The sequence below is a fragment of the Sphingosinicellaceae bacterium genome (assembly GCA_019285715.1).
Lineage (GTDB): Bacteria > Pseudomonadota > Alphaproteobacteria > Sphingomonadales > Sphingomonadaceae > Glacieibacterium.
On record CP079108.1, the window covers coordinates 4,261,666 to 4,288,211 of the forward strand.

Annotated in this window: 25 protein-coding genes; 21 read left to right on the top strand and 4 right to left on the bottom strand. The window is 69.3% G+C overall.

The annotated features are described in order from the left end of the window. Positions 1-55 precede the first annotated feature (55 nt). From KX816_19770 to trxA, 13 genes are all read left to right on the top strand, one after another. Positions 56-1,219, top strand: a complete 1,164-nt coding sequence (locus KX816_19770; GenBank protein ID QXQ06361.1) for a CoA transferase — start codon at positions 56-58, stop codon at positions 1,217-1,219. Further along, positions 1,216-1,977: a histidinol-phosphatase gene (gene hisN, locus KX816_19775; protein QXQ06362.1), complete on the top strand. Its 762-nt coding sequence runs from the start codon at positions 1,216-1,218 to the stop codon at positions 1,975-1,977. The genes KX816_19770 and hisN overlap by 4 nt, the downstream gene beginning before the upstream one ends. Further along, complete coding sequence (locus KX816_19780; GenBank protein ID QXQ06363.1) at positions 1,977-2,156, top strand: hypothetical protein; 180 nt, start codon at positions 1,977-1,979, stop codon at positions 2,154-2,156. The genes hisN and KX816_19780 overlap by 1 nt, the downstream gene beginning before the upstream one ends. A 101-nt stretch (positions 2,157-2,257) precedes the next feature. Beyond that, on the top strand, positions 2,258-2,980 hold the full coding sequence (aqpZ, locus tag KX816_19785; GenBank protein ID QXQ08702.1) for an aquaporin Z: 723 nt from the start codon (positions 2,258-2,260) through the stop codon (positions 2,978-2,980). A 116-nt stretch (positions 2,981-3,096) separates the two neighbouring features. Next, positions 3,097-4,506, top strand: coding sequence for an adenosylhomocysteinase (gene ahcY / locus KX816_19790; GenBank protein QXQ06364.1), 1,410 nt, complete (start codon positions 3,097-3,099; stop codon positions 4,504-4,506). A gap of 57 nt (positions 4,507-4,563) precedes the next feature. Next, complete coding sequence (locus KX816_19795; GenBank protein ID QXQ06365.1) at positions 4,564-4,833, top strand: hypothetical protein; 270 nt, start codon at positions 4,564-4,566, stop codon at positions 4,831-4,833. An 11-nt stretch (positions 4,834-4,844) separates the two neighbouring features. Beyond that, the gene (locus tag KX816_19800) at positions 4,845-5,252 is read left to right on the top strand and encodes a type II toxin-antitoxin system VapC family toxin (GenBank protein QXQ06366.1); all 408 of its coding nucleotides are present in this window, start codon (positions 4,845-4,847) and stop codon (positions 5,250-5,252) included. Continuing rightward, on the top strand, positions 5,249-5,686 hold the full coding sequence (tsaE, locus tag KX816_19805; GenBank protein ID QXQ06367.1) for a tRNA (adenosine(37)-N6)-threonylcarbamoyltransferase complex ATPase subunit type 1 TsaE: 438 nt from the start codon (positions 5,249-5,251) through the stop codon (positions 5,684-5,686). The genes KX816_19800 and tsaE overlap by 4 nt, the downstream gene beginning before the upstream one ends. Further along, positions 5,683-6,651 (top strand): phosphotransferase, encoded by a 969-nt coding sequence (locus tag KX816_19810; protein QXQ08703.1) that lies wholly within the window; start codon positions 5,683-5,685, stop codon positions 6,649-6,651. Before tsaE ends, KX816_19810 begins: the two co-directional genes overlap by 4 nt. Continuing rightward, the gene (locus KX816_19815; protein ID QXQ06368.1) at positions 6,648-7,412 is read left to right on the top strand and encodes a nucleotidyltransferase family protein; all 765 of its coding nucleotides are present in this window, start codon (positions 6,648-6,650) and stop codon (positions 7,410-7,412) included. The genes KX816_19810 and KX816_19815 overlap by 4 nt, the downstream gene beginning before the upstream one ends. After that, positions 7,399-10,341: a double-strand break repair protein AddB gene (gene addB / locus KX816_19820; protein QXQ06369.1), complete on the top strand. Its 2,943-nt coding sequence runs from the start codon at positions 7,399-7,401 to the stop codon at positions 10,339-10,341. Before KX816_19815 ends, addB begins: the two co-directional genes overlap by 14 nt. Further along, positions 10,338-13,766, top strand: a complete 3,429-nt coding sequence (addA, locus tag KX816_19825) for a double-strand break repair helicase AddA (GenBank protein ID QXQ06370.1) — start codon at positions 10,338-10,340, stop codon at positions 13,764-13,766. Before addB ends, addA begins: the two co-directional genes overlap by 4 nt. 55 nt (positions 13,767-13,821) lie before the next feature. Next, the gene (gene trxA / locus KX816_19830; GenBank protein ID QXQ06371.1) at positions 13,822-14,142 is read left to right on the top strand and encodes a thioredoxin; all 321 of its coding nucleotides are present in this window, start codon (positions 13,822-13,824) and stop codon (positions 14,140-14,142) included. A gap of 130 nt (positions 14,143-14,272) precedes the next feature. On the opposite strand, the gene KX816_19835 is transcribed toward trxA, so the two are convergent. Together KX816_19835 and KX816_19840 are read right to left on the bottom strand one after the other, a co-directional pair. Further along, entirely contained in the window at positions 14,273-14,827 is a 555-nt protein-coding gene (locus tag KX816_19835) for a J domain-containing protein (GenBank protein ID QXQ06372.1), read from the bottom strand. 15 nt (positions 14,828-14,842) lie between these two features. Then, positions 14,843-15,352, bottom strand: coding sequence for a DUF937 domain-containing protein (locus KX816_19840; GenBank protein QXQ06373.1), 510 nt, complete (start codon positions 15,350-15,352; stop codon positions 14,843-14,845). Between the two features lie 85 nt (positions 15,353-15,437). Between KX816_19840 and KX816_19845 the strand changes: the two genes are divergently transcribed. From KX816_19845 to KX816_19855, 3 genes are read left to right on the top strand one after another with little or no spacing between them, the layout of a single operon-like run. Beyond that, complete coding sequence (locus KX816_19845; GenBank protein QXQ08704.1) at positions 15,438-16,721, top strand: MFS transporter; 1,284 nt, start codon at positions 15,438-15,440, stop codon at positions 16,719-16,721. 43 nt (positions 16,722-16,764) lie between these two features. After that, positions 16,765-17,184 carry an NAD-dependent epimerase/dehydratase family protein gene (locus KX816_19850; protein QXQ06374.1) on the top strand — a complete coding sequence of 140 codons (420 nt, stop codon included), beginning with the start codon at positions 16,765-16,767 and terminating at the stop codon, positions 17,182-17,184. Continuing rightward, positions 17,181-17,909: a hypothetical protein gene (locus tag KX816_19855; protein ID QXQ06375.1), complete on the top strand. Its 729-nt coding sequence runs from the start codon at positions 17,181-17,183 to the stop codon at positions 17,907-17,909. The genes KX816_19850 and KX816_19855 overlap by 4 nt, the downstream gene beginning before the upstream one ends. Here the strand turns inward: KX816_19855 and KX816_19860 are convergent. Both KX816_19860 and argJ read right to left on the bottom strand, forming a co-directional pair. Beyond that, positions 17,906-18,826: a glutathione S-transferase family protein gene (locus KX816_19860; GenBank protein QXQ06376.1), complete on the bottom strand. Its 921-nt coding sequence runs from the start codon at positions 18,824-18,826 to the stop codon at positions 17,906-17,908. The genes KX816_19855 and KX816_19860 overlap by 4 nt on opposite strands. A gap of 32 nt (positions 18,827-18,858) precedes the next feature. Beyond that, on the bottom strand, positions 18,859-20,082 hold the full coding sequence (argJ, locus tag KX816_19865; GenBank protein ID QXQ06377.1) for a bifunctional glutamate N-acetyltransferase/amino-acid acetyltransferase ArgJ: 1,224 nt from the start codon (positions 20,080-20,082) through the stop codon (positions 18,859-18,861). 88 nt (positions 20,083-20,170) lie between these two features. Between argJ and KX816_19870 the strand changes: the two genes are divergently transcribed. From KX816_19870 to secA, 5 genes are all read left to right on the top strand, one after another. Then, positions 20,171-21,142: a YihY/virulence factor BrkB family protein gene (locus KX816_19870; GenBank protein ID QXQ06378.1), complete on the top strand. Its 972-nt coding sequence runs from the start codon at positions 20,171-20,173 to the stop codon at positions 21,140-21,142. Between the two features lie 123 nt (positions 21,143-21,265). Further along, a complete protein-coding gene (locus KX816_19875) occupies positions 21,266-21,577 on the top strand; it encodes a hypothetical protein (GenBank protein ID QXQ06379.1) in 312 nt (103 codons plus the stop codon). Positions 21,578-21,728: 151 nt separating this feature from the next. Then, positions 21,729-22,310 carry a thymidine kinase gene (locus tag KX816_19880; GenBank protein ID QXQ06380.1) on the top strand — a complete coding sequence of 194 codons (582 nt, stop codon included), beginning with the start codon at positions 21,729-21,731 and terminating at the stop codon, positions 22,308-22,310. 83 nt (positions 22,311-22,393) lie between these two features. Further along, on the top strand, positions 22,394-23,317 hold the full coding sequence (locus KX816_19885; GenBank protein QXQ06381.1) for a YitT family protein: 924 nt from the start codon (positions 22,394-22,396) through the stop codon (positions 23,315-23,317). Positions 23,318-23,709: 392 nt separating this feature from the next. After that, entirely contained in the window at positions 23,710-26,472 is a 2,763-nt protein-coding gene (gene secA, locus KX816_19890; GenBank protein QXQ06382.1) for a preprotein translocase subunit SecA, read from the top strand. Positions 26,473-26,546: the final 74 nt, after the last annotated feature.

The window sequence follows — 26,546 nt, forward strand, 5'->3', positions numbered from 1 at the left end:
CGCCGATGTCGCCGATGCTGGCGCGCTCCGGCCTGGCGGGCTATCGAGCCGATCGATGACACGCGTTCCCGGCCCGCTCGACGACCTGCTGATCGTCGACCTGTCGCGCGTTCTCGCTGGCCCCTATGCGACGATGGTGCTCGGCGATCTCGGCGCCCGCGTGATCAAGGTCGAGCGTCCCGGCCTCGGCGACGACAGCCGCCACATCGGGCCGTTCAAGGCCTCGGAGTCAGGCGCGGAGCAATCCGCCTATTTCGCCAGCATCAACCGCGGCAAGCAGTCGATCGCGCTCGACCTCAAGATCCCCGCCGACCGGACAGTATTCGAGGCGCTGCTCGCCCGCGCCGACGTGCTCGTCGAGAACTATCGCCCGGGCGTGATGGCGCGCCTCGGCTACGGCTGGGAGGCGGTCCACGCCCGCCACCCGCGGCTGATCTATGCGGCAGTCAGCGGGTTCGGCCAGACCGGGCCGGACGCGCACAAAGCGGCGTACGACATGATCGTCCAGGCGATGGGCGGCATAATGTCGGTGACCGGGCACCCCGGCGGCCCGCCGACGCGGGTCGGCACGTCGGTCGGCGACATTACGGCGGGGCTGTTCACCGTTGTCGGGATCATGGCGGCGCTCCACGACCGGGCACGAACCGGAACGGGGCAACTGGTCGACGTGGCGATGCTCGACGGCCAGATCGCGATCCTCGAGAACGCCGTGGCACGCTATGCGGTCAGCGGCGTCGCGCCGGGACCACTCGGCGCGCGCCACCCGTCGATCACGCCGTTCGCCGCCTACGCCTGCAAGAACGGCCACATCGTCATCGCGGCCGGCAATGATGCGCTGTGGCGCGCCCTCCTCAGGGCACTCAAGCTTCCGGACGGCGACCCGCGCTTCGCCACCAACGCCAGCCGAAGCGAGCACGCCGACGCGGTCGCCGCGCTGATCGAGGGCGCGCTTGCCGCCGCTCCGCCCGAGCACTGGCTGCCAGTGCTCGATGCCGCGGGAGTACCGTGCGGGCCGCTCCACGATGTCGCGCAGGCGCTGGCGCACCCGCAGGTCGTGGCGCGCAACATGGCGATCTCGACGAGTTTTCCGGACGGCAGCCCGCTGCTCGCGGCGGGCAATCCGGTCAAGCTGTCGGGCCACGCGGACCCCGCCGTCCGCCCGGGCGCACCCGAGCTCGATGCGGACCGAGCGGCCATAATGGCGGAGTTGGGCCTGTGAACGACCGCGAATTCGCCGAGGCGCTGGCCGAAACCGCAGGCGCGGCGATCCGCCCGTATTTCCGCAGCGCCACCCAGGTCGAGACCAAGGCCGACGCCTCCCCGGTCACCGCCGCCGACCGCGCCGCCGAGGCCGCGATGCGCTCGCTGATCGCCGAGCATCGCCCCGACGACGGCGTCATCGGCGAGGAATACGGCGAGGACCGCCCCGACGCCGAGCGCGTCTGGGTACTCGACCCGATCGACGGGACCCGCGCCTTCATCGCCGGGCGGCCGCTGTTCGGGACGCTGATCGCGCTGATGGAGCGCGGCGTGCCGGTGCTCGGCGTCATCGACCAGCCGATCGCGCGGGACCGCTGGATCGGCGGCGTCGGCGCCCGCACGACACTGAACGGGGTGCCTGCGACGACCCGCACTGGCCGGGCGCTGGGCACCGCGCATCTCGGCACGACCTCGCCGCATGCCTTCGATACCACCGATTTCGCGCGTTTCGAGCAGCTCCGCGCCGCTGTCGGCGACACCATCTACGGCGGTGACTGCTATAATTATGGGCTGGTCGCGAGCGGCCACCTCGACCTCGTGGTCGAAGCGTGGCTGAAGGTCTATGACTGGGCGGCGCTGGTCCCGGTCGTCGAGGGGGCGGGCGGCGTCATGCGCGACTGGGCGGGCGCGGCACTTTGCCTCGGCAGCGACGGGCGGGTAGTCGCGGCGGGCGATGCAGCCCTGGCGGACGCGGCACTGGAAAGGCTCGGGGTCTGATGGCGGAGAAGTTCGAGCGGCACCGGCAGGCGTGGACCAGCGACGAGGTCCAGAAGCTGCACACGTTGGCGCGCAAGGGCATGGCGCTCAGGGCAATCGCCAAGGCGCTAACCCGCAGCGAGGAATCGACCCGCGACCGCGCCAAGGCGGACGGGCTGTCGATCGCCAAACTGCGCTGAGGCGACGGCCGGCGCTGACCCAGGGTCGTTGCGGGGCTGGTTTACACTTCGATACCGTTGCGTAGAATGCCCCCGGAACGAAGGGGAGCGACGCCATGACCATGATGCAGCGACTGACCGCGGAGTTTATCGGCACCTTGTGGCTGGTGCTCGGCGGCTGCGGCTCGGCGGTACTTGCCGCGGCCTTCCCGGCACTCGGCATCGGCTTCGCGGGCGTCTCGCTGGCATTCGGCCTGACGGTGCTGACCATGGCCTACGCCGTCGGCCACGTCTCCGGCGCCCACTTCAACCCTGCGGTGTCGATCGGCCTATGGGCCGGCGGGCGTTTCCCGGCGAAGGACCTGGCACCGTACATCGTCGCGCAGGTCGCTGGCGGCATCGCGGGCGCCGGCATCCTCTACGTCATCGCCAGCGGCCATACCGGCTTCGACCTTGCGGGCGGCTTCGCCTCGAACGGCTACGGCGAGCATTCGCCGGGCGGCTACACGCTGCTGGCCTGCCTGGTCACCGAGGTCGTGATGACGTTCGGTTTCCTGTTCGTCATTCTCGGCTCGACACACGGCAGTGCCCCCAAGGGCTTCGCGCCGATCGCCATCGGCCTGTGCCTGACGCTGATCCACCTGATCTCGATCCCGGTCACCAACACCAGCGTCAACCCGGCGCGCAGCCTCGGGCCGGCGATCTTCGTCGGCGGCTGGGCACTGCAGCAGGTCTGGCTGTTCTGGCTCGCCCCGATCATCGGCGCGCTGGCCGCCGGTGCGGTCTACAAGTTCGTGGGCGGCGCCGCCAACCCGGCCCCGGTCGACATCGTCGGCGGTGGCTGACACCCTCGCCCCGGCGCGGCAAAGGGCCCCTCAGATCATATAAAGATATCTTTATACTTGCTCCCGGAGGGCGGTGCGTCTAGGCGGGCGGGCATAATCGCCCGTTAGGATTCGCCATGGCCACCGCCCCCCAGACCGCCTTCATCGACTATGTCGTCACCGACATCGGCCTCGCCGACTACGGCCGCCGCGAGATCGACATCGCCGAGACCGAGATGCCCGGCCTGATGTCGCTGCGCGAGGAGTTCGGCACGACCAAGCCGCTGACCGGCGCGCGCATCACCGGCTCGCTGCACATGACGATCCAGACCGCCGTGCTGATCGAGACGCTGACCGCGCTCGGGGCCGAAGTGCGCTGGGCGACGTGCAACATCTACTCGACCCAGGACCACGCCGCCGCCGCGATCGCGGCCACCGGCGTGCCCGTGTTCGCGATCAAGGGCGAGAGCCTCGCGGACTATTGGGACTATGTCGGCAACATCTTCGACTGGGGCGATGCCACCGCCAACATGATCCTCGACGACGGCGGCGACGCCACGATGTTCGCATTGTGGGGCGCCAAGCTCGAGGCCGGCGCGACGATGCCCGAGCCCGAGAACGAGGAAGAGGTCGAGATGCAGCGCGCGCTGAAGGCGTTCATCGCCCGCCGCCCCGGCTACCTCACCGAGACCGTCAAGAACATCAAGGGCGTGTCGGAGGAGACCACCACCGGCGTTCACCGCCTGTACGCGATCGCCAAGAAGGGCGAGCTGCCGTTCCCCGCGATCAACGTCAACGACAGCGTCACCAAATCGAAGTTCGACAACCTGTACGGCTGCAAGGAGTCGCTGGTCGACGCCATCCGCCGCGGCACCGACGTCATGCTCGCCGGCAAGGTAGCGACCGTCGCCGGCTTCGGCGACGTCGGCAAGGGTTCGGCCCAGAGCCTGCGCAACGGCGGCGCCCGCGTCCTGGTCACCGAAGTCGACCCGATCTGCGCGCTGCAGGCGGCGATGGAGGGCTTCGAGGTCGTCACCATGGAGGAGGCGGTCACCCGCGCCGACATCTTCGTCACCGCAACCGGCAACGCCGACGTCATCACCGCCGAGCACATGGCGGGCATGAAGAACATGGCGATCGTCTGCAACATCGGCCACTTCGACAGCGAGATCCAGATCGCCGCGCTGTCGAACTACAAGTGGACCGAAGTGAAGCCGCAGGTCGACCTCGTCGAGTTCCCGGACGGCAAGCAGATCATCATTCTGTCGAAGGGCCGCCTGGTCAATCTCGGCAACGCCACCGGCCACCCCAGCTTCGTGATGTCGGCCAGCTTCACCAACCAGACGCTGGCGCAGATCGAGCTGTTCACCAAGCCCGAGGAGTATGAGAACGACGTCTACGTTCTTCCCAAGCATCTCGACGAGAAGGTCGCCGCGCTCCACCTCGACAAGCTCGGCGTCAAGCTGACCAAGCTGACGCCGCAGCAGGCCGGCTACATCGGCGTGCCGGTCGAGGGGCCGTTCAAGCCGGACCACTACCGGTACTAGATGGCCTGTGCTTGCACGCGGATTGCGCGTGCAAGCACAGGCGGCTAGAATGGCGCGATGCAGACCCGCCGGGCACAGAAACCGATCACGATCCGCTCCGACCGCGCCGCGGCCAGACTGGCGGTCCTTACCCGTGGCGGTCGCAGCCAGGCCGAGGTGATCGAGCAGGCGCTCGATCTGGTGCCGGAGCCGACCCCGCATACCGACGAACTCGCGGCCCGAATCGCTCGGATCGATGCGATCACCGCGCAGACATCGCTGTATCGCCTGCCGACCCTGGCTGAATTCGACGCCGGGGAATACGACGAAGACGGCTTGCCGCGTTGAGCGTGCCATCGATGGTGGTCGATACCTCCGCACTCATCGCCATGCTGCAGCGTGAGGACGGGCACGCTGCGATCGGTGAGGCCCTCGCTGCCGAGAAATTCATCCTGCCAGCCCCGGCTCTCGTCGAGTTCTGGCGGGTCGCGCGACGTGGCAATCGCATGCCGGTCGCGCTGATCGACGACTTCCTTGCTGTTATCTTGTCTACCGGGAGCGTCGCGCCGTTTCTCGAAGACCATGCGCGCGCCGCATCAATCGCGGCTGAACACTATGGCTCCGGCAACGGCAAGGGCGGCCCCCTCAATCTCCTCGACCTGATGGTCTATGGCGTCGCCAAGGTCACCAGGCTGCCGATTCTGTTTACGGGCATGGACTTCCCCTCGACCGACGCAGCGCTCCACCCCGCCAGCCGCGTCGGATGACTGTCGACGAGACGGGCCTTGCCGCCGTCGCCGCCATCCTCGCCCACACGCTCCGCCCCGGCGATATCGTCGCGCTGTCGGGTGACCTTGGCGCGGGCAAGACCAGCTTCGCACGCGCCGTAATCGCCGCCCTTGGCTGGAGCGGAGAGGTGCCCTCCCCCACGTTCACCTTGGTCCAGCCCTATCCGACGACGCCGGAGGTCTGGCACGTCGACCTGTACCGCCTCGACGATCCGGCCGAAGCGGACGCGCTCGGATTGTTCGAGACCGACGCGGTGCTGCTGATCGAATGGCCCGAGCGGCTGAACGCGCGGCTGCCTGCGGACGCGCTGCGATTGCACCTCGACGGGGCCGGGGAAACGACGCGGCGCTTGACTTGGACGGTGCCGCCGGGTTGGGAGGGCCGATGGCCGCCACCCCCCGCACGGAGATGACGCCGCCCGCCGCAGCGCCCGCTTTCCTCGCCCGCCACGGCTGGGCCGGGGCCGAGATCCGGCCACTGGCGGGCGACGCCTCGTTCCGCCGCTATTTCCGCATCCACGACGGCGACCGCACCGCCGTGTTGATGGACGCGCCCCCCGAACACGAGGACTCGGCGCCCTTCCTCGCCATCGGCGCACACCTTCGTGAACTCGGGCTGTCGGCCCCCGCTCCGCTCGGCGTCGACCTCGGTGCGGGATTGATACTGCTCGAGGATTTTGGCGACGACCGCGTCACGCCGGTCCTCGCCGCCGAGCCGGGGCGCGAGACCGACATCTATGCCCGGGCGATCGACATTCTCGCCGAGCTTCACCGGCATCCGGCCCCCGCCATCCGGCGCTACGACGTCACCGAGTTGCGCCGCGAGGCGCGGCTGTTCGTCGAATGGTATCTGCCCGCGGCTGCGCTGAGCGAGGCCCCCGGCTATGACGCAGCCTGGGACAGCGTTTGGCCGCTCGCGCTACCCGAACGCGCGGTGCTCACTTTGCGCGACTATCATGCCGACAATCTGATGCTGTTGAATGGCGGCGGGCTCGGCCTGCTCGATTTCCAGGACGCGCTCGCCGGCCACCCCGCCTACGATCTCGTGTCGCTGCTTCAGGACGCCCGCCGCGACGTTACCCCGGCCGTCGAGGCGGCGATGCTGGACCGCTACATCGGCGCGGCACGGGTCGCGGACGCCGAGGCTTTCCGCGCCAGCTACGAAGTCCTCGGGGCGCAGCGCAACACCAAGATCCTCGGAGTCTTCGCCCGCCTCCGGGACCGCGACGGCAAGGCGAGTTACATCCCGCTGATGCCGCGCGTTTGGGCCCACCTCGAGCGCAACCTCGCACACCCGGCACTGGCTGCCATCCGCAACTGGTTCGACGCCAACGTGCCCGCAAGTGCCCGCGGCAACGCTCTGGAGGAAAGCCGATGAGCCGGCGTTTTGCCGCTCCGCTCGCGCTCCGTCCCGAGATCGCGATCACCGTGCCGACAACCGCAATGGTACTCGCGGCGGGCCTCGGCAAGCGGATGCGGCCGCTGACGACGACGCGCCCGAAGCCGCTGATCGAGGTGGCCGGACGTACCCTGCTCGACCGCGCCCTCGACCATCTCCGCGTCGCGGGCGTGTCGCGCGCCGTCGTCAACGCGCATTATTTCGCCGACCAGATCGTCTCGCACCTCGCCGGGCAGCCCGCCGGCTTAGACATCCAGCTGTCGGACGAGCGCGGCCTGCTGCTGGAGACCGGTGGCGGCGTGACCAAGGCGCTGCCGCTGATCGACAGCGACCCGTTCTACGTCGTCAACAGCGACAATCTGTGGATCGACGGCTCGGTCGACACGCTGCGCCTGCTCGCCCAGCGCTGGGATGCGAGCGAAATGGACGTGCTGCTGCTGCTGGTGCCGCTGGCGCGCGCGACGGGCTACGACGGCCGCGGCGATTTCCACATGGACCCCGCAGGCCTGGTCCGGAAGCGTGGCGAGCACCGCGTCGCGCCCTACGTTTTCTCAGGCGTCCAGCTGCTGTCGAAGCACCTGTTCGAGGGCGAGCCGGTCGAGCCGTTCACGATGTGGCGGGTCTGGGACCGCGCGCTCGCGGCCGGCCGCGTCTACGGCATCGTCCACCAGGGCCTGTGGTTCCACGTCGGCACCCGGCAAGCCGTCACCGAGACCGAGGCACTGCTTGCCGACAGCTGAGCGCCCCGGGACATCGCCAACGACGCGTCCGAGCGTCTTCACCATCGCGCCGCATGTCGCGTTCGTCGATGCGCTAGCGCAGGGGCTCCTCGACCACGCCGCGGGCGACACGCTGGCACTCGCCCGGGCGCGCGTGTTCCTGCCCAATCGCCGCGCCGTCCGCTCGCTGACCGACGCCTTCGTGCGGCGCTCGGATGGCGGCCTGCTGCTGCCGCGCATGACCCCCATCGGCGACCTCGACGACGGTGCTCTCGATACCGAAGCCACCGGTCTTGGGCTGCCGAGGCCCTTCGACCCGTGCGAGCGGCGGTTGCGTCTGGCCCAGTTGGTCCGCCGCGGCAGCATCGCCCGCGGTGACCGGGTGACGGCGGTCGAGGCGCTGCGGCTTGCCGACGCGCTGGCGAGCGCCCTCGATGCGCTGACCGCCGAGGAAGTGCCCGCAAATGCGCTCGAGGACCTCGAGCTCGACGGGTTGTCGGAGCATTTCCAGGTGACGCTCGACCACTTCAAGGCGGTGCGGACGCACTGGCCGGCGGTGCTGGCCGCGACCGGCACGATCGACGCGGTGTCGCGCAACAACGCCACCCTCGATGCGCTCGCCGAGGCGTGGCGGACGGCGCCGCCCGCCGGGCTGATCGTCGCCGCGGGCATCACCGTCGCGCCGCCGCCACTGGCACGCCTGCTCGGGGTGATCGCGCGGCTGCCGCAGGGCCGCGTCGTCCTCCCTGGCCTCGACACCGGCATGCCCGACGATGAGTGGGACGCCCTCCGCATCGACGCCGGGGCTGGTGACGAAGCGCACCCGCAGTTCACCCTGAAGCGCCTACTCGACCGCATGTCGGTCGGGCGCGGCGAGGTCGCCGACTGGCCCGCGACCACCGCCGCCGACGGCCCGGCGCTGCGCAGCCGAGAAGTCGCGCGCGCCATGAGCCTCGCAGAGTTTACGGGTAGCTGGGGCAAGGGGGTCGAAGCGGAAGCCTTTGCGAATGTCCGGACCGTCGCCGCCAGCACCCCGGACGAGGAGGCACAGGTCGCCGCACTCGCGCTGCGCCGGGTGCTCGAAACCGAGGGCCGCACCGGCGCGCTGGTCACCCCCGACCGCGGCCTGGCGCGCCGGGTCGCCACGCATCTCGCGCGCTGGGGCATCGCGATCGACGATTCGGCGGGGCAGCCGCTCAAGTCGACGCCGCCCGGCACGCTGGTGCTGGCGCTTGCCGAAGCCGCGGTCGAGCATTTCGCGCCGGTCGCGCTGCTCGCGGTATTGAAACACCCACTGGTCCGGCGCGGCGACGAGCGGCTGGCATGGCTCGACGGCGTCCGCGCGCTTGACCTCGACCTGCGCGGCATCCGGCCCGCGCCTGGACTTGCGGGCATCACCGCGCGAGTTCGCGAGCGCGACGCCGAGCGCGGTGACAAACGTGCCGCTCAACTGCCGTGGTGGAGCGATGCCGCTGCGCTCCTCGAACCCTTGGCCGGGGCATTCAGCCACCCGGCCTGCGACCTCGCAACCGTCGTCGGCGTGCTCCGCGACACCGCCTTCGCGCTGGCGGGCGACGAGCTATGGCGCGGTCCCGCCGGACGCGCGCTCGCCGACATCGTCGCGGCGCTGACCGAGCATGGCGAGCATCTCGAACCGTTCGAGCCCGCCGATGCACCACCGCTTCTCGCCGCCTTCCTGCGCGACGTGCCGGTCCGCCCGGCCTATAATCGTCACCCGCGGCTGGCGATCTACGGCACGCTCGAAGCACGTCTCCAGCACGCCGACTTCGTCATCCTCGGCGGCCTCAACGAGGGCGTCTGGCCGGGCACGCTCGCGCCCGATCCTTGGCTGCCGCCGAAGCTGCGCAGCACGCTCGGCCTTGGCGGCCCGCAGCGCAGCGTCGGCCTTGCGGCACATGATTTTGCGGAGGGCCTTGGCGCCCCGGAGGTGCTGCTGACCCGCGCGCGCCGCGACGACAGCGCACCGACCGTCGCGTCGCGCTTGTGGCTCAGGCTGGCGGCGCTCGCCGGACCGGCGCTTCGCGAGGACAACGACCTTCTAGCCTGGGCCCGCGCGCTCGACCGCCCCGCGGAGGTAGTGCCGTCCGCACGCCCGGCCCCGGCGCCTCTCGCAGTCCTGCGCCCGCGCCGCATCTCGGTCACCGGGGCCGAACGGCTGCGCGCAGATCCGTTCAGCTTCTACGCGGGCCAGATGCTCAGGCTGCGCGCGCTGTCGCCGCTCGACGAGGACCCGAGCGCCGCCGAGCGCGGCATCGACCTCCACGGCGTACTGGAGCGCTGGACCAAGACTGGCGGCGACCTGCAGGCGATTGCGGCGGACATGCTGGACGGCAAATGGGCCGCACACCCGCTGATGCGCGCCTTGTGGGCGCCGCGCGTCCGCCGCGCGCTCGACTGGGTGATCGGCGAAAGCAACGAGTGGGAGGGTGCCGGCTGGGAGTCCCTACAAGCCGAGGCCAAGGCGCGGCTCGAACTCGCCAGCGGCATCGTCGTCGACGGGCGCGCCGACCGGGTCGACCGTGACGACGGCGGCAACCTCGCGATCATCGACTACAAGACCGGCACGGTGCCGACCCATGCGCAGGTCGAGGGTGGCTTCGCGCTGCAGATGGGCCTGCTCGCGTGGATGGCCGGGCGGGGCGCGTTCGAGGGCGTGCCCGGCGCACCAGTGACGGCCTTGCGCTACTGGAAGCTCGGCGGCGGCAAGGACCCCGGCAAGGCGACCAATCCGTTGCTCCACCGCAAGGACGAAACGCCGGTCGACGACCATGTCGCCGCGACCCTGTGGCAGTTCGAGCAGCTCTGCACAGACTTCCTGCTCGGCACCAAGCCCTTCACCGCCAAGCTCCACCCCGACCACGCGGCGCGCTACAGCGACTTCGACCACCTCGCGCGGGTTGCCGAATGGCAGGCCCGGCCGGAACAATGAAGCCCCTCCACGACCTCCGCGCCGAACAGGCGAACGCGGCGACTCCCGCCGACAATGCCTGGGTGTCGGCCTCGGCGGGAACCGGCAAGACCCAGGTGCTGAGCGCCCGCGTGCTGCGGCTGCTGCTCGGCGGCGCGGCGCCCGACCGCATCCTGTGCCTGACCTTCACCAAGGCGGGCGCGGCGGAAATGCAGGCGCGGGTGTTCGATCGGCTCGCGCACTGGGTCCGGGCGAGCGACGACGAACTGCGCTCCGATCTCGATGCGATACGTGCCGACAGCGGCCCCGAAGCGCTGGCGCATGCCCGCACGTTGTTCGCGCACACGCTCGATTCGCGGGGCGGCCTGCGCGTCCAGACTCTCCACGCCTACGCCCAGTCGCTGCTCGCCGCCTTCCCGGTCGAGGCGGGGATTGCCCCCGGTTTCGAGGCGCTGGCGGACCGCGACGCGCAGGCCCTCAGGGGGCGCATCCTGACCGAGAGCATCGAGGCGGCGGCGGCCGAGCACGACACGCGCTTCCTCGACGACGTCGGCGCGATCAGCATCGCGCGCGGCGAAGGGGCGCTCGACAAGCTCGCGACCGTGCTGATCGGCTACACCGGGCCGATTGCCGACATGGGCGACCCCCGCAGCTTCGAGGTCCGCCTGCGCCGCGCCTTCGGGCTGCCGGGCGAGGGGACGCGCGACGAGGTGCTGGCGGCCGCCATCGCCCGGCTCGACCACGAGGGCCTCAGGGAACTGGCCGAACACCTGCTCACCGGGCCGTCGACCTTCGCGGTCCGCGGCGACAATCTGTTGTGCTGGCTCGGTTACGCACCGCCGGCGCAGACCGCCCAGCTGACCATGCTGTGCCACGTCTTCCACAAGAAGACCGTCGACGAGCGGATGGTGGCGCTGGTCCACGGCGGCAAGAAAGCCGACGCCTTCATGGTCGAGCTGGCGGACGAGCTGTGCCTGTCGATCGACGCGCTCGTCGAACTGCGCCGGATGCTCGATGCAGTCGACAACGCCGCGCGCCACCTGCGCGTCGGCGCACGGCTGTGCGCCGCCTACAACGCCCACAAGCGCCGCGCCGGGGTCATCGACTACAACGACATGATCGCGCTGGCAGCGGAACTGCTGGCGCGGCCGGGCATGGGCGAGTGGGTCCGCTACAAGCTCGACGCGCGCATCGACCATCTGCTCGTCGACGAGGCGCAGGACACCAACCCGTCGCAGTGGCGCATCGTCGGGGCGCTGACCGACGAGTTCTTCGACGGCCAGGGCGCGCGCGACGTCCAGCGGACGCTGTTTGTCGTCGGCGACTTCAAGCAGGCGATCTTCAGCTTCCAGGGCTCCGACCCCAAGCTGTTCGACGAGCAGCAACAGGCCTTCCGCCAGAAGGTCGGCGACGCACTGCTGGGGTGGCGCGACGTCGACCTCGCCGAATCCTTCCGTTCCGTGCCGGCGGTGCTGGAGGTCGTCGACACGGTCGTCGGCCAGCTTGGTTTCGCAGCGCTCGGGCTGGCGAAGGCCCCGCCGAGCCACGTTCCGGCGCGCACGGCGCTCCCCGGTGCAGTTACCCTGTGGCCGCCGCTAACCGGCGAGGGTGACCCCGAGGAGGACGAGCGCGCGTGGCTGCCGTCGGGGCAGATCCAGATGGCGCACCAGTTGGCGCGGCAGATCGCGGCGTGGCTCAAGCCCGAGACCGCGCTCCGCCTGCCGGCACGAGACCGCAACGTCCGACCCGAGGATATCCTCGTGCTGGTCCGCAACCGCGGCGAGTTCGTCCAGCCGCTGGTCGCAGCGCTGCACCAGTTCGGGGTCCCCGTCGCCGGGGCCGACCGCCTCCGCCTGACCGAGCCGCTGGCGGTGCAGGATTGCCTCGCGCTGATCCGCTTCGTCCTCCAGCCGGGCGACGACCTGACCTGCGCGACCCTGCTGACCTCGCCGTTCATCGGCCTCGACCACGACGCGCTGTTCGAACTCGCGCACAACCGCAAGGGCAGCCTGTCGGCGCAAGTGCAGGCGGCGGGCGGCCCGGCGCACGAATGGCTGGCGGCGGTGCTCGGCCTCGCCGACTTCAGCGCGCCGTACGAGTTCCTGGCGACAATCCTGTCGGGCGACCTCGGCGGCGGGGCGAAACTGCTGGCCCGGCTCGGCGAGGAAGCCCGCGAGGCCGTGCAGGCAGTACTGGCGCAGGCGCTGGCATTCGAGGTCGCCAACGCACCGACCTTGCAGGGCTTTCTCGCGTGGATGGAGGGGCAGGCGACCGACATCAAGCGCGATCCCGACGCGCCGCTCGATGCGGTGCGGATCATGACCGTCCACGGCGCCAAGGGGCTGCAGGCGCCGGTGGTGATCCTGGCGGACGCAGCGCGCGGCGAGGGGCGGCCCGACGACCACGTCCTGATCGACTTCGGCCACGGCCCGGTGCCGGTCTTCCACGGCGGTGCCTCGGGCCGGGTCGGGCCAATCGCGGAGGCTGCGGACTACGCCGAGGCGCGGGCGCTCGAGGAACATTGGCGGCTGCTGTACGTCGCGCTGACCCGCGCCGAGGACCTGCTGTTCGTCGGCGGCGCGCTGCCCCGGCCACGCGGCGACAAGCCCGTCGAAGTCCCCGAAAACAGCTGGCACGGCGCGGTCGAAGCGGCGCTCGCGGACCTCGACGCAGTCGCTGAGCCCGTCGACATCTGGGGGAGCGCGCTGGTCTACCGCTCGCACGAGGACGGCGACGCGCAGCCGGATGCGAAGCCAGATGCCGCGCCCGCACCGCCCGAACCGCCGGCCTGGGCGCGGACGATGGCCCCGGCCGAAGCCCAGCCGCCGCGGCCGCTGAGCCCGTCCGCGATTGCCGCCGATGACATCGCGAGCCCACCGCCGACGCCGGCGATGCAGCGCGCCGCGCGCCGGGGCAGCCTGCTCCATGCGCTGTTCGAGCGCCTGCCGCAGGTCGCGGTGGCCGAGCGCGAGGCCGTTGCCGAACGCTGGCTCGGCACCCATGCGCCGGAATTCGACGCCGGCGAGCGCGCCGCCCTCGCCGCGACCGCGCTCGGCATCGTCGGCGACTCGCGCTTTGCCGCGCTGTTCGGACCGGATGCGCTCGCCGAAGCCCCGATCGCGGCGGTGATCGAGGGTGTCGTCGTCGCGGGCACCGTCGACCGGCTGCTGGTCGAGGCCGGGCGCGTTCAGCTGGTCGATTTCAAGACCGGGTCGCGGGTGCCGTCGGGACCGGATACGGTCGAGCCCTATCATCTCAAGCAGATGGCGGCGTACGTCGCCGCGCTGCAGGTCGTGTTCCCGGGCCGGCGCATCGAGGCGGGGCTGCTCTACACGCACGACGCGACGCTGATCGAGCTGCCGGCTGCTCTGCTCGAGACGCATCGCCCGCGACTGGGACCGCGACTTGGGGCACCCAAAGAAACGCTTGGGGTCGCCCCGCGTTGATCACCCGACAGCCTGCGCCTATCTCGGACAGGTAATACCCTACAGGAGCGCCATCATGGCCACCAAGCACGTCACCGACGCCTCGTTCCACACCGACGTGATCAGCGCCGAGCGCCCGGTCCTCGTCGACTTCTGGGCGGAGTGGTGCGGCCCCTGCCGCCAGATCGGCCCGGCGCTCGAGGAACTGAACGACGAGCTGTCGGGCGTCGACATCGTCAAGATCAACATCGACGAGAACCCCGATGCGCCGACCCGCTACGGTGTCCGCGGCATCCCGACGATGATCCTGTTCAAGAACGGCGAGATCGCCGCGACCGCCGTCGGCGCGCGCCCGAAGTCGGCGATCAAGGCCTGGCTCGAGGGCGAGCTGGCTTAAGCACCCTAACTTTCGTCATTCCGGCGAACGCCGGGACCCATCACCTGAGTTTGGGGGATGGGTCCCGGCGTTCGCCGGGATGACGCGCGTTGCGGGCGAGCGAGCGATCAGCTCGCAGCGCTCTCGGTCCTCAGCTCGGGGGACCGCTGGCCGCCGCCGCCACCCGCGCATCCTCGGCCGCGTTCAGCACCACATACGCCGCCTGGATCGCCTGGAAGCGCTTCGCCGCGTCCGCGTCGCCCGGCTTGATGTCGGGGTGGTTGGCCTTGGCCAGCCGGCGATAGGCCGCCTTGACCGCGGCCATGTCGGCTTCGTCGTCGAGTTCGAGCGCGGTCAGGGCGTCGCGCTCGCCCCGGCTGCGGCGCCCGTCACCGGGCCCCGCCCACGACCAGTGCGAGGCGCGCTTGAACTGGGTCTCGCCGTCCGCATCGGCCTCGCGCGCCGCGGCTTCCTCGGCGCTCAGTCCTTCGAAGTAGTTCCAGCCGCTGTTGTATTCGGCGGCGTGGCGCTCGCAGAAATACCAGCGCTCGGGGCGGTTCGGGGCCTTGGGCGCGGGGCGGTCGCCGGGCTGCTCGCAGCCGTCGCGGTCACAGGTCCGCACCGTCGCCGGTGCACTGCCGCCGGCGCCGTAGTCGCGCCAGCGGGGAAAGCCCCAGTCGAGATTGCGTTTGGCCTTGGTCACCATGACAACATAGGGCCCTCAGGCCTTCCCGAACAGCTTGCCGGCGAAACCCATGATGTCGTCGAGCGGATTGCCGTCCTTGTTGACGTCGAGCATCGACATCAGCGTGCCAGCCGCGCCCTGCGGCCCGCTCGACTTGCCGGCCAGCGTACCGGCGGCGAGCGTGGTCACCATCGGCAACAGCTGCGCGAGGATACCGGCGTCGAGCCCGGTCGCCTGCGCGGCGTGGGTGGTCACCGCCTGCGAACCCGCAGCACCGCCGAAAATCTTGCCTGCGAGATCGTTACCGTGCGCAATCGAGGCTTCCGTTGCAACGGCGGAGGGATTGGCCAATTCGGCGGCCGGGGCGGCATACTGGTCAAGCGTCCCCGCATCGGCCTGCTTCGTCATCCCGCCCGCAACCGCGGGCATCAGCGCCGCCATCGCCGACTGGACCTGCTCCGGCGACAGCCCGACCTTCGCCGCCATCGCGTCGATCGCGCCGGCACCGCCGAAGCGGCTGATGAGGTCGAGCAGTTGTTGCGACATCGGGGCTCTCCTTGAATTGGTTCGATCATAACTCCCGGCGGTGGATTTTGCACCCGGCTTGGCGAGTGCGGCGCTTGCGCCTAGCCTGATCTTCGTGTCGCTGCTCGCCACCCGTCGCTTCGGACCGCTGTTCGCGACGCAGTTCGCCGGGGCGTTCAACGACAATCTGTTCAAGACCGCGCTAATCTTCCTTGTCGCCTTCCACCTCCACGCCGACGACCCGACGGCGGCGCAGCTCCTCGCCACCGTCGCGGGCGGCATATTCACGTTGCCGTTCCTGTTGTTCTCGGGCGTCGCCGGAGCAATCTGCGATGCCCGCGACAAGGCGGTAGTGGCGCGCTGGGTCAAGCTGGCCGAGATCGTCTTCATGGCGCTCGGTGCTGCTGCCCTGACGCTCGGGTCAGTCCCGCTCGGACTATTCGTGATCTTCCTGATGGGGCTCCACTCGACGGTCTTCGGACCCGTAAAATACGCGATCCTGCCCCAGCACCTGCGCTCCGACGAACTGCTCGCGGGGACTGGGCTGGTCGAGGGCGCGACCTTTGTCGCGATCCTGCTCGGCCAGATCGCGGGCGGGCTGCTTGCGGCGGGCAATGCGGGCTGGCTGGCGGTTGCTGTCGCCCTGGCCGGAGCGACCGCGTCGCGCTTTATCCCGCCGGCGCCGCCGCTTGCGGTGTCCGGCGTCAGCCGCCCCCGCATCGACTGGAACCCGTGGACCGCGTCGCGCACCGCCCTTGGCGGAGCCTTTGCCAACCGCAGCATCGCGGTCGCGACCATCGCGATCTCGTGGTTCTGGGCGATCGGCGCGATCTACACGACCCAGTTCGCGCCGCTGGCGAAGTCGGTGCTCGGCGGCAGCGAGGGCGTCGCGACCCTGTTCCTCGCCGCCTTCTCGGTCGGTGTCGCGCTCGGCTCGGTGGCGGTCGGGCGACTGCTCAAGGGCCGGGTTTCGGTACGGCTGGCACCCTGTGCCGGGCTGGTCATGGCGGTTGCCGGGATCGACCTGTACTTCGCCGAGAGCGCGTTCGCCGCCGATGCCGGCACGCTCATGCAGTTCCTGGCGCGGCCGGCGGCGTGGCGCCTGCTCGCCGACCTTTCTGTACTTTCGTTCGCGGGCGGGGTGTTTTCGGTGCCGCTGTACGCGGTGCTGCAGACCGCGGGAGAACCCGGCGGACGGTCGCGGGCGATCGCGGCGAACAATATCATCAACGGCGTGTTCCAGATCGGCGGCGTCGTCGCGATCGGCGCCGCGGTGTCGGGCGGAGTCGGTATCACGCTGGCGCTGATGGTCGCCGGACTGACCGTCGTCGTGCTGATCCCGCTGCTGCTGCGGCTGCGAGTGTCGACAAACGCCGCCCCGGCTTGCTAGCGGGCCGCTCCCCCGACGCTCCCCGGCCGGGACGCAGTCGACTTTGTATCTCGAGTCGAGCCATGTCATTCCCGCGCTGCTGCGCAAGGCGGTCGAGGCGCGCGACACCGGCGCCGAGACGATGACGGTGTGGGGCACGGGCACGCCGCGGCGCGAGTTCATGCACGTCGACGACCTCGCGGACGCCCTGGTGTTCCTGCTGCGCGGCTACTCCGAGGACAGCCACATCAACGTCGGCGTCGGGGAGGACGTGACTATCGCCGAGCTGGCGCAGACCGTCGCCGATGTCGCTGGATTTCAAGGTCGGCTGGTGTTTGATACGTCACGTCCAGATGGCACCCCGCGCAAACTGATGGATTCCTCACGGTTGATGGCCCTCGGCTGGCGGCCCCGTATCGGGCTACGCGACGGGTTGGCCGATGCGTTGAAGGCGTTCGAAGCCACCACGCTGATTGGCCCATGAGTTTGGCGATCGGTCAGCCACGGCGTATTATCGGCCTCGCCGCGCGATTGCGAGCCAGCGCTGCGGCGCGCCGGATCGCGGCCAACACCAGCTGGCTACTCGGCGACCGTCTGGTTCGGCTTGTGCTCGCCTTCGTCGTGGGAGCGTGGGTCGCGCGCGCCACTGGCGACCTGATCGGCTATCTCAATGCCGACGACTTCTTCTGCCGGATCGACGCGGCGCAGTTGATCGCCACCGCAGCGACCGCCAACCCCGGGGCCGCCGCGATTTCGGGTAGCGTTGCTATCGTCGCGGCCCGCGACCCGTCGAAGCTGCGCCGCGCCTACCCGGCCTCGCCGTTCGCGCAGTGCATGCTGCGCTTTGGCCACATGCCGCCGCATCCGGGCTCCTATACAAGGGCGGCAGCGTTCGACCGGATCGGCGGATTCGACCCGACGATCCGCACCGGCGCCGACTTCGAGTGGATGCTGCGCTTCTTCATCCGCGAGCGACTCGCCGCCGTGCCGATCCCCGAGACCCTGGTGACCTTGCGGGACGGCGGCATCACCAACGACGGTTTCGGCAGCCGTCGCCGCATCAACGCCGAGGCGCTGGCCTCGCTGCGCCGCGCCGGGATCGCCAGCAGTGCGCCGCTGATCTGGTCGAAGTACCTCGCCAAGGCGGCACAGCTGGTCGTTCGGCCCCGCGGCTGGCCAGCCCCGCTCCCGGTGCGCTGGACGCCCTAGGCCGCCAACACCGTCTGCCCGAGCGGCGGGAAATTGACGACGACGTGATCGAGCGCGACCGCAATGCCCCTGGTGCCGAGCCGGATCAGCCGGCCCGCGACCGGCGCGTCGCCCGAGCCGTCGGTCCGGACCTTGACTGACTGTCCCACGGTGAAGCCGCTCGCCGGTTCGACGCCCTCGCTGCGGTCGGGCGCGGCGGCGTGGGCGACAACGATGGCGTCGGCACCACTAATTTCGACCGGATGGCCGTGGCCGATCGCCGTCACCCGCTCATACCACGCCGCGAGGTGCGGCAGCGCGGCGATCGCCCGCGCGGTCCCGGACCCGGCGGCGCGCTCGCGGACGAACCACAGGTTGCTGTAGAAATTGAGGTCGGCATGGCCTGGGGCCTCACCGCCGACGAAGGCGCGGCCATCGGCGAGCGCAGTATCGAGCCACGTCGCGCCGACCAGCGCCTGCGCCGCGAGATGCGGCGTCGCCTTCGCCAGCTGCGCCATGTCGAGCCCGAATCGCGCCCGGCGGTCGTCGATGAACGCCTGTGGCAGCGCGCCCGGCGGCAGCAGGCCCATCGCGGCGCCGACGTGCGCCAGGAACTGCGGCCCGCCCGCCCAGCCCGCCAGCATCCGATGCAGGCTGCCGAGCGGTGCGGGGTACAGGCTCGGCGCGGGCTGGAACGCCTCGAGCGCGTCGAGGATCGCGGCGGTGTCGCAGTAGACGTCGGCCCCGATCTGCAGCACCGGGGTCCGCGCATAACCGCCGGTCAACACCACCAGATCGGGCTTGGGCAGGATCGCCGGGATCGTGACCGAGCGGTATTCGAGGCCCTTCAGCCCGAGCGCGAGCCGGACCAGCTCGGCGTAGGGCGAGGTCGGATAATGGTGCAGGACGACGGTGTTGGCGGCGGTCGCGGTAGTCATGGATATTCCCCAGCTTCGACTTTCGGACCGCTTCAGCTGCGGTAATCCGCGTTGATCGAGATGTAGCCGTGGGTCAGGTCGCAGGTCCACACCGTCGCGCGACCGTCGCCCAGCCCGAGATCGACCCCGATCTCGATGTCCGGCCCCGTAAGGTGCGCCGCGACCGGGGCCTCGTCGTAGCCCGGCACGACCGCACCGTTGGCGGCTACAGTGGTCGCGCCGAAGCGGATGCCGAGCCGGTCGCGCTCGGCGCGCTCGCCAGCCTTGCCGACCGCCATCACGACGCGCCCCCAGTTGGCGTCGCCGCCGGCGATCGCGGTCTTGACCAGAGGCGAGTTGGCGATGCTGAGCGCCACGACCTTGGCGGCGCGGTCGTCCTCGGCGCCCTCGACCGAGACCGCGATGAACTTCGACGCGCCCTCGCCGTCGCGGACCACGAGTTGCGCCAACTGGCGGCAGACGTCGGTAAGCGCTGCGGCGAACGCGTCCGCTCCGGGCGATGCGGCCTCGACCAGCGGCGCGTTGCCCGCCGCCGCGGTCGCGAAGGCGAGCACCGAGTCCGATGTCGAGGTGTCGCTGTCGACGGTGATGCAGTTGAAGGTCGCGTCGGTCGCGGCGCCGAGCATCGCCTGCAGCAAGGGGGCACAGACCGCGGCATCGGTGAACACGAACCCGAGCATGGTCGCCATATCCGGCGCGATCATCCCCGAACCCTTGACGATACCCGCGACAGTAATCCGGACCCCACCGACCACGGCGTAGGCGACCGCGCCCTTCTCGAAGGTGTCGGTGGTGCCGATCGCGGCGCAGGCATCGACGAGACTCGCGTGCCCGAGCGCGGCGTGGGCGGCAGGCACGACTCCAACTGCCTTGTCGACCGGCAGCGGGACACCGATCACGCCCGTCGAGGCGGCGAAGACCTCGTGCGCCGCGCAGCCGACCGCGCGCGCCACCGCCTCGACCTGCGCGCGGCTCGCATCGCGGCCTGCGGCTCCGGTAAAGGCGTTCGAGTTGCCCGCGTTGACGACCAGTGCGCGCGCGACACCGCCCGCGAGCATGCCCCGGCACCACTCGACCTCGGGTGACGGGCAGCGCGAGCGCGTCAGCACTCCCGCGACGCTGGTCCCGGGCGCGAACTCGACGAGCGTCGTGTCGGCGCGCGTCCACGGCTTGTAGCCGGCAGTCGCGGTGCCGATGCGGACCCCGGCGACCGCGGCGATTTCGGGGAACGGGCGGGCGAGGGGCGAGCGGCTCATCGGCTTCCAATGCCGCGCGCGCGCGGCCGAGTCGAGCACGGACCCCGTAGCGATCGGCGGGCGTTTGCATGGCCGACTAGGGGTTGCCATGGCTTCGACGACGGCGAGAACAGGATCGACGAGCGGTCGCGACGCGGCGACGCCGCTGGAGATGCCGGCGCGCGGCTGGTGGCAGATCCTGAAGCGCACCTACGTCGAGGCGGGTAAGGACAATCTCGACCTGATCGCCGCCGGAGTCGCGTTCTACGGCTTCCTGGCGATGGTGCCGCTGCTCGGCGCGATGGTGCTGACCTACGGGTTGGTCGTCGACCCGGCCGATCTGGCCAAGCACATGCACGCGCTGACCGGGCTGGTCCCGGGCGATGCGGCCAAGCTGATCGACGAGCAACTGGTGTCGGTCGCCAAGACCGCAGCGGGCAAGAAGGGCCTCGGCCTGGCCCTGGCGCTGGCGCTGGCGCTGTACGGCGCGATGAAGGGCGCGGGCGCGGTGGTGACCGCGCTCAACGTCGCCTACGAACAGCGCGAGACGCGGGGTTTCATCAGGACGACCATGGTCAATGCGGCAGTGACGCTGGCAGCGGTCCTGATGGCGGTAGCGTTGCTGCTGGCGACCTCGGTTACCGGTTTCCTCGAAGATCTGGCGCGCGGGCTTGGCGACGGTGCGGCGCTGGCGATCAAGCTGGCGGTGTGGGCGGCGACCGCGTGCCTGGCGAGCGCGGCGGTCGCGGCGCTGTACCGCTACGCCCCGGCGCGGACGCATGCCCAGTGGCACTGGCTGACCCCGGGGTCGGTACTGGCAACCCTCGGCCTCGTGCTGACGGCACTCGGCTTCGGCTTCTACGCCGCCAACTTCGGCAATTACAACGCGACCTACGGCTCGCTCGGTGCGGTTGTCGTGCTGCTGCTGTGGCTGTACCTGTCGGCGTACGTGCTGCTGCTCGGCGCCGAGTTCAACGCCGAGCTCGAGCACCAGACCGAGCGCGATACGACCGCGGGTGACGAGAAGCCGATGGGGCAGCGCGGAGCGAAGATGGCCGACGAGGTCGCGGCGGAGGGTTGAGCGGGGATGGGACTGGCTGCGCTTGGCGTGCCAGCTCCCGCCCAGAAATCGCCATGGAGCAACGATTGACAGCGTCCCGAAACTGACCTTTCGTGACGTCCGCGGGTGGCCTATCCAGGGAGGATGGTCGCGCAGTCTGAATTATGGAAGCGATTGGCTGAGCACCTCGGCATCGTCGCAGTCGCACCGGTTGAACTTGAGATAAAAGGCCAACGTTTATCGTTCGCCGCTCTGCTTCCACAGTTTGGTGGACGCGCGGGTCTTGTCGCCGACCCTTCATGGGAGGTCATTGAGCCTCACGTAGAGTGGCTCGTTGGTGCGGGCCTTGCCTATTCAGCGGTGACACTGGATGACACCGTCGACGACGAATCGGCTCGCGATATGTTGCGAGACTGGGCGTGGACCGGGGACGGGGCAGCACCAGACTGGTTCTAAGCGGGTGCCTCCCCAAACACCGTCTGCGAACAATGCCGATCATCCGAAAGCTGCCGGACCGCTTCCCACCCCATTCCGGACAGCCCGAGCCTGAGCGCACGCCCGCCCGCGCGCCGGTTGACGAACGCCGGCCACCATTCGACACCGCGCAATGGCCAAGCTGTATTTCTACTACGCCTCGATGAACGCCGGGAAGTCGACGGCGCTGCTCCAGGCCGACTTCAACTACCGCGAGCGCGGCATGAGCACGCTGCTGTTCACCGCCGCCATCGACCGCCGAGCAGGGTTCGGGATGATCGCCTCGCGGATCGGGCTGACGATGCCGGCGAACACTTTCACCGCGACCACCGATCTGCGTGCGGCCATAGGTGCAGGTGAGCCACCGCTGGCGTGCGTGCTGGTCGACGAGGCGCAGTTCCTGACCCGGGAGCAGGTCTGGCAACTCGCGGGCGTCGCCGACGAGCTCGACGTGCCGGTGCTGTGCTATGGCCTGCGCACCGACTTCCAGGCGCAGCCGTTCGAGGGCGCAACGTGGCTGCTGGCACTGGCGGACGTGCTGACCGAGATCAAGGCGGTCTGCACCTGCGGCCGCAAGGCGACGATGAACCTGCGCATCGACGCCGGCGGCCGCGCGGTCACCGAGGGTAACCAGACCGAGATCGGCGGCAACAGCCGCTACGTCGCGCTGTGCCGGCGCCACTATATCGCGGCGCTTGCCGACGCGACTGACTGATCGCGTCGAGTGACCGGACGGTAGCCCTCGCCCGAAGTCGATGCTAACCCCGTGTGGGGAGCGGAAAAAGCGGGGGGACAGGCATGGCCGGAAAAGCACACGCAGCGCGGTCGGCGCTCTGGGATATCGGTTACGCCGCCGCCGGCATCATCGCTGCGAGCTTCGGGCTCAAGGGCTTCCTGATCCCCAACCACTTCTTCGATGGCGGCGTCACCGGAGTCACGCTGCTGATGCACGAAATCTATCACGTGCCGGTCGCGGTCGTGATCGTCGTGCTCAACCTGCCCTTCATGCTGCTTGGCGGCCGGCTGATCGGCACCGGCTTCGCATGGCGAATGCTGGCCTGCGTCATCGCCTTCGGCCTGTGCCTGTATTTCGTGCCGTTCCCGATCATCACCGACGACAAGTTGCTGGTCTCGATCTTCGGCGGCGTGCTGATGGGCCTTGGCATGGGGCTCGCGATGCGCGCCGGCACCGCGCTCGACGGCGTCGAGGTGCTGGCGCTCTACACCGTCGAGCGGCTGAGCTTCACGATCTCGGAGATTATCCTCGGCATCAACGTCATCATCTTCCTGATCGCAGCGCTCGAGGTCAGCCTGCCGACCGCGTTATACTCGATGCTGACCTACTACGCCGCGTCCAAGACCACCGATTTCGTCGTCGAGGGGATCGAGGAATATACCGGCATCACGATCATCTCGGCACAGGCCGACCGCATCAAGGAGATGCTGGTGATGGTGCTCGGCCGTGGCATCACGATCTACAAGGGCGAGCGCGGCTATCTGCCCGATTCGTTCGAGGTCCGCGCGCCGGTCGACATCATCTTCACGGTCATCACCCGGCTCGAGGTGCGCCGCATGCGCCGGCTCGTGCACGCCATCGACCCCAAGGCCTTCATCGTCAGCAATACCGTCAAGGAAGCGGCCGGCGGTGTCCTGAAGCGGCGCTCGCATCACGAGGCGCACCACGAGCCACACCACGAAACGCATCACGCGGCGAAACCGTAGCGGCCGCGACTGGTCGGGCCGGTGGCACGATCGCGACGCGGCGGGACCCGGCCCAGACCTCGATGCAGCAGTTCTCGCGCTGCCCCTCGGCATAAGCGAGCGCGGCGGCATCATCGGCCAGCCTGAAGCGGCTGGCGCTGTCGACCAGCCCGGCGGCATTCAGCTTGAAGAACTGGAACTCGGTCAACATCGGCATCTGGGCATGAAAACGACCCCCCCGAGCCGTTAGGACGATCTTAACTTAGCTTTACCGCATTTTCTATCGCCCGCCCATGACAATTGCATCCGTGTCCGACCCGAATAATTGACTAAACAGGCTGCCGCACCTACATCGCCGCAGGTATGGACCGGGCGCGTGCGCGCCGCCCGTCCGCCAGCGCGTCAGGATTTACATGCTCGGATTCGGCGGCATCGCCAAACGTCTGTTCGGCTCGTCGAACGACCGCTACGTCAAGTCGCTCAGCCCCCTGATCGCGCAGATCAACGGCTTCGAGGCACAGATCGTGCCGCTGTCGGACGCCGACCTTGCCGGCCAGACCGCCAAGTTCAAGGCGCGCTTCGCCGCCGGCGAAAGCCTCGACGACCTGCTGCCCGAAGCTTTCGCCACCGTCCGTGAAGCCGCCAAGCGCGCGCTCGGCCAGCGCCACTACGACGTCCAGCTGGTCGGCGGCGTCGTCCTCCACCGCGGCGAAATCGCCGAGATGCGGACCGGCGAGGGCAAGACCCTGGTCGCGACGCTCGCGGTCTACCTGAACGCGCTGAGCGGCAAGGGCGTCCACGTCGTCACCGTCAACGACTACCTCGCGTCGCGCGACGCCGAGTGGATGGGCCAGGTCTATAAATTCCTCGGCATGACTGTCGGCGTCATCGTCCCCAACATCGACGACGATACCCGCCGCGCCGCCTACGCCGCCGACATCACCTACGGCACCAACAACGAGTACGGCTTCGACTATCTCCGCGACAACATGAAGTACTCGCGCGAGCAGATGGTCCAGCGGCCCTTCAACTACGCCGTCGTCGACGAGGTCGACTCGGTGCTGGTCGACGAGGCGCGGACGCCGTTGATCATTTCCGGCCCGACCGACGACAAGTCCGAGCTGTACATGCAGGTCGACGCGGTCGTGAAGCAGCTCGTCGCCGCCGACTACGAGATCGACGAGAAGCAGAAGTCGGTGATCTTGACCGAGGACGGCACCGAGAAGTGCGAGCGCGCCTTCGAGGCCGCCGGCATGCTCGAGGGCGAGAACCTCTACGACTTCGAGAACACGCAGGTGGTTCACCATCTCAACCAGGCGCTGCGCGCCAACGCGATCTTCCGCCGCGACACCGACTACATCGTCCGTGGCGGCAAGGTCATCATCATCGACGAGTTCACCGGTCGCATGATGGACGGGCGGCGCTGGTCCGACGGACTGCACCAGGCGGTCGAGGCCAAGGAGGGCGTCGACATCCAGCCCGAGAACCAGACGCTCGCCTCGATCACCTTCCAGAATTATTTCCGCATGTACCCCAAGCTCGGCGGCATGACCGGCACCGCGGCGACCGAGGCGGCGGAATTCTTCGACATCTACAAGCTCAACGTCGTCCAGATCCCGACCAACTTGCCGGTTCTGCGTCAGGACGTCGACGACGAATTCTACAAGAATTCCGAGGAAAAATATAAGGCGATCGTCAAGACGATCCGCGAGACCAGCGCCAAGGGCCAACCGATCCTGGTCGGCACCGTGTCGATCGAGAAGTCCGAACTGCTCAGCGAGTTCCTCAAGAAGGAGCAGGTCGAGCACGTCGTCCTGAACGCCCGCTACCACGAGCAGGAAGCCCATATCGTCGAACAGGCCGGGCGCTTGAACGGCGTCACCATCGCCACCAACATGGCCGGGCGCGGCACCGACATCCAGCTCGGCGGCAACTTCGACGCACGCGTCATCCGCGAGCTCGAAGGCGTCGAGGGCGATGAGCGCACCGCAGCAGTCGCGCGCATCAAGGCCGAGGTCCAGGCTGAGCGCGAGGCCGTGCGCCAGGCCGGGGGCCTGTTCGTGCTCGGCACCGAACGCCACGAGAGTCGCCGCATCGACAACCAACTCCGTGGCCGCTCGGGCCGCCAGGGCGATCCCGGGCTGAGCCGCTTCTACCTCAGCCTCGACGACGACCTGCTCCGCATCTTCGGCCAGCAGTCGATGCTGACCCGGATGATGAACAACGGGCTTGAGGAGGGCGAGGCGATCGTCCACCCGTGGATCTCCAAGGCGATCGAGACCGCGCAGAAGAAGGTCGAGGCGCGCAACTACGACGTTCGAAAGCAGCTCCTCCAGTACGACGACGTCATGAACGACCAGCGCAAGGTCGTGTACGACCAGCGCCAGGACATCATGGACTCCGACACTGTCGGGGACGTCGTCGTCGACATGCGTCACGAGGCGGTCAACAATATCGTCGCAACCGCCTGCCCCGCCGGCACCTACCCCGAGCAATGGGATGCGGAGGCCCTCACCACGGCGGCGATCGACACGCTCGGCGTCGATGTGCCGATCGCGGACTGGTTCGCCGAGGAGAAGATCGACCAGGAGATCATCGTCGACCGCCTGATCGCGGCTGCCGACGCGGCGATGGCGACCAAGGCGGAAGGCCTGCCGCCCGAGACCTGGATCCAGATCGAGAAGAACTTCCTGTTGCAGGCGCTCGACCATCACTGGAAGGAGCATCTGGCCACCCTCGACGCGCTGCGTCAGGTCATCCACCTGCGCGCCTACGCCCAGAAGACTCCGCTCAACGAGTATAAGTCGGAGGCGTTCGCGCTGTTCGAGCGGATGCTCGCGACGGTCCGCGAGGACGTCACGCGGATGCTGTCGAACGCCCAGTTCGGCATGCAGCCGCCGGAGGATTACGCGCAGTCGGCTGAATTCACTCAGCCGAGTTTCGTCACCACGCACATCGACCCGCTGACCGGCCTGAACGACGCCTTCGGCCCGCGCGGCATGACGATGACCGAAGGCGCGTTGGCGTTCGCCGGATCGGCCACCGCGGCGCTGACCGAGGTCTCGCCCGAGGAGCTGGCCGACTGGAACCGCACGGTGTCGCGCAACGCCCAGTGCCCGTGCGGGTCGGGCAACAAGTTCAAGCACTGCCACGGCGTGATCCAAGTCGCCGCCTAAGCAAGTTTGTCATTCCGGCGAAAGCCGGAACCCAGTTGCGTAACACGCTCTGGATTCGGACCGCCGGGGGTAGC

What these genes read in the sequence shown, in the direction of transcription:
- KX816_19770 (QXQ06361.1), top strand. Translation starts at nt 56, where the DNA reads ATGACACGCGTTCCCGGCCCGCTCGACGACCTGCTGATCGTCGACCTG.
- KX816_19780 (QXQ06363.1), top strand. Translation starts at nt 1,977, where the DNA reads ATGGCGGAGAAGTTCGAGCGGCACCGGCAGGCGTGGACCAGCGACGAG.
- aqpZ (QXQ08702.1), top strand. Translation starts at nt 2,258, where the DNA reads ATGATGCAGCGACTGACCGCGGAGTTTATCGGCACCTTGTGGCTGGTG.
- ahcY (QXQ06364.1), top strand. Translation starts at nt 3,097, where the DNA reads ATGGCCACCGCCCCCCAGACCGCCTTCATCGACTATGTCGTCACCGAC.
- KX816_19795 (QXQ06365.1), top strand. Translation starts at nt 4,564, where the DNA reads ATGCAGACCCGCCGGGCACAGAAACCGATCACGATCCGCTCCGACCGC.
- KX816_19800 (QXQ06366.1), top strand. Translation starts at nt 4,845, where the DNA reads ATGGTGGTCGATACCTCCGCACTCATCGCCATGCTGCAGCGTGAGGAC.
- tsaE (QXQ06367.1), top strand. Translation starts at nt 5,249, where the DNA reads ATGACTGTCGACGAGACGGGCCTTGCCGCCGTCGCCGCCATCCTCGCC.
- KX816_19810 (QXQ08703.1), top strand. Translation starts at nt 5,683, where the DNA reads ATGACGCCGCCCGCCGCAGCGCCCGCTTTCCTCGCCCGCCACGGCTGG.
- KX816_19815 (QXQ06368.1), top strand. Translation starts at nt 6,648, where the DNA reads ATGAGCCGGCGTTTTGCCGCTCCGCTCGCGCTCCGTCCCGAGATCGCG.
- addA (QXQ06370.1), top strand. Translation starts at nt 10,338, where the DNA reads ATGAAGCCCCTCCACGACCTCCGCGCCGAACAGGCGAACGCGGCGACT.
- trxA (QXQ06371.1), top strand. Translation starts at nt 13,822, where the DNA reads ATGGCCACCAAGCACGTCACCGACGCCTCGTTCCACACCGACGTGATC.
- KX816_19835 (QXQ06372.1), bottom strand. Translation starts at nt 14,827, where the DNA reads ATGGTGACCAAGGCCAAACGCAATCTCGACTGGGGCTTTCCCCGCTGG.
- KX816_19840 (QXQ06373.1), bottom strand. Translation starts at nt 15,352, where the DNA reads ATGTCGCAACAACTGCTCGACCTCATCAGCCGCTTCGGCGGTGCCGGC.
- KX816_19855 (QXQ06375.1), top strand. Translation starts at nt 17,181, where the DNA reads ATGAGTTTGGCGATCGGTCAGCCACGGCGTATTATCGGCCTCGCCGCG.
- KX816_19860 (QXQ06376.1), bottom strand. Translation starts at nt 18,826, where the DNA reads ATGACTACCGCGACCGCCGCCAACACCGTCGTCCTGCACCATTATCCG.
- argJ (QXQ06377.1), bottom strand. Translation starts at nt 20,082, where the DNA reads ATGAGCCGCTCGCCCCTCGCCCGCCCGTTCCCCGAAATCGCCGCGGTC.
- KX816_19870 (QXQ06378.1), top strand. Translation starts at nt 20,171, where the DNA reads ATGGCTTCGACGACGGCGAGAACAGGATCGACGAGCGGTCGCGACGCG.
- KX816_19875 (QXQ06379.1), top strand. Translation starts at nt 21,266, where the DNA reads ATGGTCGCGCAGTCTGAATTATGGAAGCGATTGGCTGAGCACCTCGGC.
- KX816_19880 (QXQ06380.1), top strand. Translation starts at nt 21,729, where the DNA reads ATGGCCAAGCTGTATTTCTACTACGCCTCGATGAACGCCGGGAAGTCG.
- KX816_19885 (QXQ06381.1), top strand. Translation starts at nt 22,394, where the DNA reads ATGGCCGGAAAAGCACACGCAGCGCGGTCGGCGCTCTGGGATATCGGT.
- secA (QXQ06382.1), top strand. Translation starts at nt 23,710, where the DNA reads ATGCTCGGATTCGGCGGCATCGCCAAACGTCTGTTCGGCTCGTCGAAC.